The organism is Escherichia sp. AM3 (assembly GCF_032029835.1).
Classification (GTDB): domain Bacteria; phylum Pseudomonadota; class Gammaproteobacteria; order Enterobacterales; family Enterobacteriaceae; genus Escherichia; species Escherichia coli.
On record NZ_JAVUPQ010000416.1, the window covers coordinates 1 to 859 of the forward strand.

The 859-nt window shown below is 40.2% G+C and carries 1 pseudogene; it reads right to left on the reverse strand.

Going from position 1 to position 859, the window contains the following annotated elements:
- Positions 1–330: 330 nt before the first annotated feature.
- Positions 331–420: pseudogene (locus tag RTW80_RS26295) on the reverse strand (hypothetical protein); the annotation flags it as partial.
- Positions 421–859 lie beyond the last annotated feature (439 nt).

Sequence of the window (859 nt, forward strand, 5' to 3'; positions counted from 1 at the left end):
GATATATGTCGCCTGAAGTCAGTTCCGGGAATGAGTCTGATCTCAAGACTGGCCCAGTCCGGGCGTTGATTGGTGCTGAGGAGCATATCGCATCTCATCATAATGTCGTATCTCCTGGGGTGTTATACAAGATATCGTTGTTGGTGACTTGGGAGAGGAATTGAGTTCTATTAAACCGTCAACTATGCCGGATACATACTGGATTACACTGCAGGCACGCCTTATGAGAGAACGTGCCGCAGTGACGGGTTAATTATCTGAAAGAATTTGTGAGGCTGTATCGGTTACTCATTGATTTGATAGTTTTACTCTCGGGAGCATAATAGATATTTAATCCATTAACGGAAACCAGCCAGTTCCTTTCGATGCCTGAATTTGATCCCATAGTTTATCCGGAATGGTTAATTCATGAACAAGTTGTGTTATCGTTCATGAGAAGCATAACGTAAAGGGAAAAGCTCGATTAGACGGCAGAATTTGTCAGGGGTTATGAACGAAATTCATAAATCTGTTTGAGTGTTGCGATGGGTAGTGCAAGTTCGATATCTCCGCAATTTACAGTCCGATGAAGGAAAATGAATATCCATAAAAAATATATTGGTTTATCCTGGCATATATACCTATTTCGACGTATTTCCAATAGTTGTTAATTAAAGGCAGGCCATTATTATTCACTCTGAATAATGAATTATTCACTGTCCGCAGAGTAAGAAATATAACTTAGGTATCTATTTAATGACTTGCACAAAAAGCTAAATTTCCCCCCCATAAATAAAAATATAATCCCGCGCCCAACCACCTGATGAGTGGCTATAGGCACTGGATATATTAGGTGGCGGTGCACTTTCTTACATAAAGG